Below are 7959 nucleotides of genomic sequence, written 5' to 3' on the forward strand. Positions count from 1 at the left end.
CTCGAGATTTCCTGAGATTTCCCCCCTGGAGCGTTACAAGCCATAGCACAACCTGGGCATCACCCGGTACTTACAAGCATCTTCGTCACCACAAAGTGAAATGCTCGCCTTCTGGTGACACGTCTTGCAAGGATTCACGGCAGTGATGCGAGCTGGCCGCCCTTCGAGAGATGCAGCCTCGGGATCGGAGATTCGTTCGCCACAATATTGATATTGCTGGCCCTGGTTTCGATACAGAGCAGAACGAGCCGACCAACTTCCAGATTCCGTTGATCGGGAAGCGACTACTTCTCCACCGCGCCGCGCGACATGATCGTGATGTCAACACCCTGCTGATAGAAGCGCGCATTGATGTCGAAGCGGCAAAGCCTGGTTGCGCTGCATTCCGCGCGCCACGTCGTCAGGTCGCTGTAGAAATCGGACATGGCGAAGATGTCGCTGGGCTTCGAGAGCAGCGTCGCTTCGAGGTAGTACGACACGCGCGCCGGAAGGGACGCAGCCATGTCAAGGGTCAGGCGGTTGACGCCATCAGGGTCATCCTGAACACGATGCGTTCGGCCGATGCGGCGGGAAACGTCATGCAGCACAGGAGCAGGCAGGACTGAAGGGCGCGGAGGATCGACGTGGTCATGATCGTGAAAGCTGCCTTGCTCGCTGCTTTCATCAGTGACTGCGGATCGGCTCCGGGCTCACCGGGATCAATGATGAAGTCCGCGCGCACAACAAAAAGCCCGGCCAAACGGCCGGGCTTTGATCTGTTGCGATCGAGGCGAGGTGCTTAAGCGGCCTCGTCGGCGACCGTGGTGTCGTCGCCATCGGTATCGTCGGCATCGCCCTCGGCGTCCGCCTCGCCTTCACCGTCAGCGGCTTCCGCCTTGGCATTGGCACGGCGCGGGCTCTTGGCGAGCTGGGCCTCGATCTCCTTGACCGCCTCGGTTTCGGTCGAGTGCTGCACCACTGCGATCTCGCGGGACAGACGATCGAGCGCCGCTTCATAGAGCTGACGTTCGCTGTAGGACTGCTCCGGCTGCGACTCCGAACGATAGAGATCGCGCACGACTTCCGCGATTGCGACGATGTCGCCCGAATTGATCTTGGCTTCGTATTCCTGGGCGCGGCGCGACCACATGGTACGCTTGACGCGGGCGCGGCCCTTCAGGGTCTCCAGCGCCTTCTTGACCAGCGTCGGCTCCGACAGCTTGCGCATGCCGACATTGGCGACCTTGGCGGTCGGAACGCGCAGCGTCATCTTGTCCTTGATGAAGTTGATGACGAACAGCTCGAGCTTTGCGCCGGCAATCTCCTGCTCCTCGATGGCCAGGATCTGGCCGACGCCATGAGCAGGATAGACCACGAATTCATTGGCCTTGAAGCCCTGACGCTGGGTCACAACCTTCTTTTCCTCGACCTTCGGCGCAGCAGCGGGCTTCACAGCCGGCTTGGCAGCCGCAACGGGGGCCTTGGCAGGGGCGGCAGCAACGGGAGCCTTCGGAGCAACGGGCTTGGCAGCGGGAGCCTTAGCAACAGGAGCCTTGGCAGCAGCAGGCTTGGCAACGGTCGCTTTCGCGGCCGGTTTGGCAGTCTTGTTAGGCATTGCGCTTCTTTTGTTCTTCGAGGACTTTGCAGCCGGCGCCTTAGTCGTGGTCCGACCCTTGGATGCGCTACGGCTGGCCGCGGCGACTTTTTTGGCCTCCTTATGGGAAGCCCTCGCTGAAGTACTCTTTTTACGCGTTTTCTGTGACACAGCCTGCGCGCGGAAACTGCCACGCCCCTGTTTCGACATTTGGTTTCACGGGAACCCAGAGGGGCCAACGGGCTGACGGGGTTCGGCTTAATGTGCTCAATATAGCACATTTCCCGCAAAAATCAATGATTTAGGGGTCTTGAGGGCTGGATTTCGGCGCTGACGAAGGTATTAGGGTTAAGTTTGCGCCGGATTTTAGTCCCCGGAGCCGGGATTCGGAGAAAAATACTTCTCGAACTTCCCTTCCATCCCGTCGAATTCCTTGGCGTCTTCAGGTGATTCTTTCTTCTGGGTGATGTTCGGCCAGCTCTTGGCGTATTCGGCGTTGACCCCGAGCCACTTTTCCAGGCCCGGTTCCGTGTCCGGCTTGATGGCGTCGGCAGGGCACTCCGGCTCGCACACGCCGCAATCGATGCATTCGTCCGGATGGATGACCAGCATGTTGTCACCCTCGTAGAAACAGTCGACCGGGCAAACCTCGACGCAGTCGGTGTACTTGCACTTGATGCAGTTTTCAGTGACGACGTAAGTCATCCAACGCTCCGAAAAGCTCTTTTAAAAGTCGCGGCTTGCCTAGCGCGGATGGCCCGGCGCCGCAAGGTCGGGAAGGCCCGATCATGACGGCTTTATATGTTTGATCGACCAAGAAATGAATGCCGAGCGCAATTAATTGCGCTTTGCGTCACCGAGCTCCTCGTAAAGCACGCGCGCCGAGGTCGCATCGCCGCGACGCTCGTTGAAGCCGGTGACCTTCAGCACGCGCACGGTGCGGTCGAGCGCGACGGTGATGACGTCGCCGAGCTTGATCGCATGGCCCGGCGATGTCTCGCGCGTGCCGTTGATGCGGACGTGGCCTGTCACGACGAGCTCAGCCGCCGAGCTGCGCGCTTTCACCACCCGCGCGTGCCACAGCCATTTGTCGAGACGCTGCCGCTCGGTGGTCGTTGGATCACTCCTTGCGACCGGCGAGCTGCTCTTTCAGCGCGGCGAGCTTTGCGAACGGCGAGTTCGGGTCGGCCGGACGATCGCGCTCGCGCGGATTGGCGCTCGAGGCGTAGGGACGCAGCGACGGACCGGACTCGCGGTCGCGCCGATCGCGGCCCTTGTCGCGGTCACGGCCGCCGCGATGCTCGCGGCCGCCGTCGCGATCGCCGGGCTTGCCCTTGCCGCGATCACGATCGCGGTCCTTGCCTTCGAAGCGGCGGTTGTTGTCCGGACGCTGCTCGCGACGATCACCACCGCCCTCTTCGCGGCCCTTGCGGAAATCCTTGCGAGGACCGCCGTGGCGATGGCGTTCGTTCCGCTTCTCGCCGTCAGCGGCCCGCGCAGCTTCGCCCTCGGCGGGCGCCCCAGCACCTGCCTCGGCGCTCGCCTGCTGCGGACGCTGGTTGTTGTGGCGCTGGTGGCGATGGCGCTCGTGGCGCGGCTTGCGGTCCTCGTGACGGCCGCCGGGACGCCAGACCTCGACGAGCTCGGGCTCGGCAGCCGCTACAGGCGCGGCCGCATCGGGCGATGCCGCGGCTTCCGTCGCAGCGGTTTCGGCAGGAGCCGCCTCGGCAGAAGCGGCTTCCGCAGAAGCGGCTTCCGCAGCAGCCTCGACGGGCGCAGCGGCTGGTTCGGCCGGCGGCGCGACACCGGGTGCGTCTTCCGGCGTGACCGGCGCTTCAGGCGAGGCTTCGAGCGCCGGCTCCGCGAGCACTTCCTGCTCCTGCGCTTCCGGCTCGTGCGGCTCCGTGCCGGGCGCGTCTTCGACGGTGACGGCTTCGGGTGCAGCATCCGCCGGCGCGGCGGCCTCCTCGGCGACGGGGGCCTCGGGGGCAGCTTCCGCCGCCGGCGGCTCGGCAGCAGCCACCGGCTTGACCGGCAGCGGCGGACGCTTTTCCATGCGATAGCCGAGCGCGCGCAGCACGGAGGCAAAGTCCTCGCCGGCCGAGCCGGTGAGCGAGGTCATCGCCTGCGTCACCACGAAGCTGCGGCCATCGAATGCGCCGGCGGGCTTTTCGCCAGGTGAATTCTCGCGCCAGGCCAAAGCGGGACGGATCAGGTCAGCAAGGCGCTCCAGAATGTCGACGCGCACGGCGCGTTCGCCGGCCTGCTTGTAGCCGAGCACGCGATAAGCATCGCGCGGCAGGGCCTTGTCGACCGGGAAGGAGGTGCGGCCCGAGGATGCCAGATGCTGCGCGCCCGAGAGCGAGGACAGATCGACATTGTCCTGCTTCAGCGCCCACAGCAGCGCGGCGAGCGAGCGCGCGGCCGGCTTGAGCAGGCCGGGGAAATAGATGTGGTAGGCGCCGAACCGGACGCCGTATTTGCGCAAGGTCGCGCGCGAGGGCTGGTCGAGATCCTTCAGCTCGTTCGCAATTCTGGGCCGCTCGAGCACGCCGAGCGCCTCGACCAGCTGATAGGCGATGCCGCGGGCAATGCCGGTGACGTCCTCGGCCTTCGACAGCTCGAACATCGGCCCGAGCAGCTTCTCGATATGGGTCTTGAGCCAGAGCTCGAGCCGCGCCTGCACCTTGTCGCGCGGCGCGCCGGTCAGGCGCTCGTCCGAGATGATGCGGATGCGCGGATGCAGCGCGTCGTCCGCGGCAGACAGTCGCGCCACGGCGTCGCCAGTCCAGCGGATGGTGCCTTCCGAGGTCAGCACGAACTGGTCGTCCGGCGCGTTGCCGAGTTTTTCGGCGCGCGCATTGATCTCGCCGGCGAGCACCGCTTGCGCGGCAGCCTGCAAGGCTTTCGCATCGGAGCCGGCTTCCGCCGCATCCGGTGCAAAGGTGAAGCCGTCGAGGCGGCCGATGACATGGCCTTCGACGATGACTTCGCCGGTCTTGCCGATTTCCGTATTCAAGCTCGTGTTCTCCCGCAGGCGGCGCATCAATACACTGGTCCGGCGATCAACGAAACGCTCAGTCAAGCGTTCATGGAGCGCATCAGACAATTTATTTTCGACATCCCGCGTTATTCCCTGCCAGCGATCGGGGTCTTTCAGCCAGTCGGGGCGGTTGGCGACGAAGGTCCAGGTGCGGATCTGTGCGATTCGAGCCGACAACGTGTCGATGTCGCCGTCGACGCGGTCGGCCTGGTCGACCTGGGCCGCGAACCAGGAATCGGGGATGCAGCCTTTGCGCATCAGGAAGCCGTAGAGCGTCGTCACCAGCTCGGCATGGGCGGCCGGCGACAGCTTTCGGTAATCCGGGACCTGGCAGGCCTCCCAGAGGCGTTCCACCGCGGCCTTGCCATGCGCGATATCGCGCACCTCGGCGTCGCGGGCGGCGTGGTCGAGCACGCGCATGTCTTCGGCGATCGGCGCCCGCGTCAGCGTCTCGTGGCCGGGGGCGAGGTTGAGCGAGACCTGCAGCGCGCCGAGCGAGGCGAAATCCAGCTTCGAATTGCGCCATTGCAGCATCTTCACGGGATCGAAGATGTGGTTCTGCAGCGCGTTCACCAGTTCGGGCTCGAACGGCGCGCAGCGGCCGGTGGTGCCGAACGTGCCGTTGCGGGTGGCGCGGCCGGCACGGCCGGCGACTTGCGCGAACTCGGCCGGCGTCAGGCGGCGGAACTGATAGCCGTCGAACTTGCGATCGGAGGCGAAGGCGACGTGGTCGACGTCGAGATTGAGGCCCATGCCGACGGCGTCGGTGGCGACGAGGTAATCGACGTCGCCGTTCTGGAACATCTCGACCTGCGCATTGCGCGTGCGGGGCGAGAGCGAGCCCAGCACCACGGCGGCGCCGCCGTGCTGGCGGCGGATCAGCTCGGCGATGGCGTAGACCTCGTCGGCGGAGAAGGCGACGATGGCGGTGCGGCGCGGCTGGCGCGTGATCTTGCGGTCGCCGGCAAATTCGAGGCTAGACAGGCGCGGCCGCGTGATCATGGAGACACCGGGCAGCAGCCGCTCGATGATCGGGCGCATGGTGGCAGCGCCCAAGAGCAGCGTCTCGTCGCGGCCGCGGCGGTTGAGGATGCGGTCGGTGAAGACGTGGCCGCGCTCCAAATCGGAGGCGATCTGAATCTCGTCGACGGCGAGGAAGGACACATCCAGATCGCGCGGCATCGCCTCGACGGTCGAGACCCAATAGCGCGGCGATCGCGGCTTGATCTTCTCCTCGCCCGTGACCAGCGCGACGGCCTCGGGCCCGACGCGGGCGACGATCTTGTTGTAGACCTCGCGCGCCAGCAGGCGCAGCGGCAGGCCGATCATGCCGGAGGAATGCGCGAGCATCCGCTCGATGGCGAGATGGGTCTTGCCGGTGTTGGTCGGCCCGAGCACCGCGGTGACGCCGGCGCCGGGAACGCGATCCGAAAGCACCCGCTCGGAGGCAAAGGGGGATGGGGAGAAGGCCATGTCTATCGGGTTAGGTAATGGCTGATGCGGCCAATGTCAGGGCTTGATGGGGCGGAGGGGCGCCGAGCGCCCGCCACAAGCGCAACTGTCTCACTTTGCGACGCTTTTTCCTCATCCTTTAAGCTTCGGAACGACTCTAGAACGAATCGCGGCCGAATCGCTGACTCCCTGATGAGTCCTGTTACGTTCACGCAAGCGGTCGTGGGACTCGTTTTGCGTGTGCACTAGATGGAGTTTTGCAGGGACGCACAAGCGGCGATGTGGTGGCTGGAATCCTTAAGTTGGGGATGGGCGTGAGTCGAATCAGAATTGGGGCGGAGTCAAATGGATTCCCGAAAAAGCGCCTCTCCGCCGGAACAACCCCATGCACAGTAGGTAAGTCATTGATATTGCTAGGGCAGACGTAGCCCGCAGGGAGCGGAGCGGAATGCGGGGCCAAAAGCCAAGAATCCCGGATTTCATCCGGGCTACAGGCCCTACTGTGTCTTCGCCACCCTTGGCGGCTGGGCTGTGGTGATGAAGCTGGTGGCTTCCAGCATCGCCGGGCCGAGCGGCGTCGGCACCTTCAGCCAGAACGGAACCAGGATGCGGGTGCCGGCGACGGGGGCGAAGGCGATCTCGATGTTGCGCTGGGCGGCGAGGTATTTGATCACGGGGCGGTCGGGGATGTAGCCGGCGACAGGCACGAAATAGAGCGCGCAGACCACGACCGGGCCGCGATAGCCCTTCTCGGCCTTGACGGTCTCCATGCGCTTGAAATCGAGCTTGAGATCGTAGCGCATGCGGCCGTCGAACACGGGCGCGGAGTTGTGGCAGGCCTCGGGCACGACGGTGTCGCCGGTGCCGGGGACGCGGAGCAGCGAGGCCGTCATCGGATCCCACACGCCGCGGCGATGCGCCTCCGTCACCACGATGCGGTCAGGATCGACCGGCGGCTCGGGAATGATGCCGAACTCCTTCACATTGCCCTTGTCGAGGGTGATGTGGATCTCTTCGGTTTTCTTCGAGGTGGTGGTGGAGGCCTGATAGGCGGAGGCAACCAGCGCGCCGTTGACGATGCGCCCCTGCGAAGCGCCGGTGCCGGAGCCGCCGGTGAAGGATTTCAAGAGGCCAGAGGTGCCCCCCGACGCGGCGGCCGAAAACACGTCATCCTGGATATCGATGTTCCAGGCGCCGCGGCCGACCGGAATGCCTGACAGCGTTGCCTCATACTGGGCCTCGAGCTTGCCCTGCGCGGCCGCCGGCTCCGCCGCCCACGCCAGCAGCAGGCCGCCGAAGGCCGCCAGCGCCAGCCGGCCGACCGCGCGCAGCCGGGGCGGAATGAAGGAGGACGTGTGCACGAGACGATCCAATCGGAAAGCGAGTGGTTGTTACTTAAGCCTGTTACAGCGCCAGGCAATGCGTCCGGGGCCCAAAAACCGGGAACTCCACCGGACTCTTTGGCCCCGATTGCGCCCTTTATGTGATGGTAAGGCGTTTCAAACATTGCCGTTTTGGTGATTGGCCCGTCTCCGGACTCCGGGCTCCGATACCTCTCCCGCTTGCGGGAGAGCGTAGGCCGCCTACGGCGGCCGTCCTCAGGGGAACGCCGAGGCGAAGCCTCGGCTATGCGCAGCGCGGGTGAGGGCTTTCTCCTCTGGGGGACACCAAACGGCTGCCCCACTGCGGAGACACCCTCTCCCCAGCCCTCCCCCGCGAGCGGGGGAGGGCTGGGGAGAGGGTGTCCCCGCCGCGGGTCAGCCGTTTGGTGTCCCCCAGAGGAGAAAGCCCTCACCCGCGCGGCGCATAGCTGACGCTTCGCCTGGACGCTCCCCTGACGACGGACGCGGTCGCGCGCGTCCGCGCTCCCCACCGCGCGCAGGGGCGCAGA

At 65.2% G+C, this 7959-nt stretch carries 6 protein-coding genes and 1 pseudogene; all 7 read right to left on the reverse strand.

Going from position 1 to position 7959, the window contains the following annotated elements; translation table 11 throughout:
- Positions 1-284: 284 nt before the first annotated feature.
- Positions 285-503: a hypothetical protein gene (locus G8O24_RS26300; protein ID WP_188104451.1), complete on the reverse strand. Its 219-nt coding sequence runs from the start codon at positions 501-503 to the stop codon at positions 285-287.
- 8 nt (positions 504-511) lie between these two features.
- On the reverse strand, positions 512-739 hold the full coding sequence (locus G8O24_RS26305; RefSeq protein WP_188104452.1) for a hypothetical protein: 228 nt from the start codon (positions 737-739) through the stop codon (positions 512-514).
- A 39-nt stretch (positions 740-778) separates the two neighbouring features.
- Positions 779-1594 carry a CarD family transcriptional regulator gene (locus tag G8O24_RS26310; RefSeq protein ID WP_188104454.1) on the reverse strand — a complete coding sequence of 272 codons (816 nt, stop codon included), beginning with the start codon at positions 1592-1594 and terminating at the stop codon, positions 779-781.
- A 345-nt stretch (positions 1595-1939) separates the two neighbouring features.
- Positions 1940-2278 carry a ferredoxin FdxA gene (gene fdxA / locus G8O24_RS26315; protein WP_188104456.1) on the reverse strand — a complete coding sequence of 113 codons (339 nt, stop codon included), beginning with the start codon at positions 2276-2278 and terminating at the stop codon, positions 1940-1942.
- A 132-nt stretch (positions 2279-2410) separates the two neighbouring features.
- Positions 2411-2680: pseudogene (locus G8O24_RS26320) on the reverse strand (RNA-binding S4 domain-containing protein); the annotation flags it as partial.
- Positions 2681-2693: 13 nt separating this feature from the next.
- Positions 2694-6089 carry a helicase-related protein gene (locus G8O24_RS26325; protein WP_188104458.1) on the reverse strand — a complete coding sequence of 1132 codons (3396 nt, stop codon included), beginning with the start codon at positions 6087-6089 and terminating at the stop codon, positions 2694-2696.
- Between the two features lie 476 nt (positions 6090-6565).
- On the reverse strand, positions 6566-7375 hold the full coding sequence (locus tag G8O24_RS26330) for a DUF3108 domain-containing protein (RefSeq protein ID WP_188104472.1): 810 nt from the start codon (positions 7373-7375) through the stop codon (positions 6566-6568).
- Positions 7376-7959: the final 584 nt, after the last annotated feature.

It is taken from the genome of Bradyrhizobium campsiandrae (genome assembly GCF_014529705.1).
Taxonomy (GTDB): domain Bacteria; phylum Pseudomonadota; class Alphaproteobacteria; order Rhizobiales; family Xanthobacteraceae; genus Bradyrhizobium; species Bradyrhizobium campsiandrae.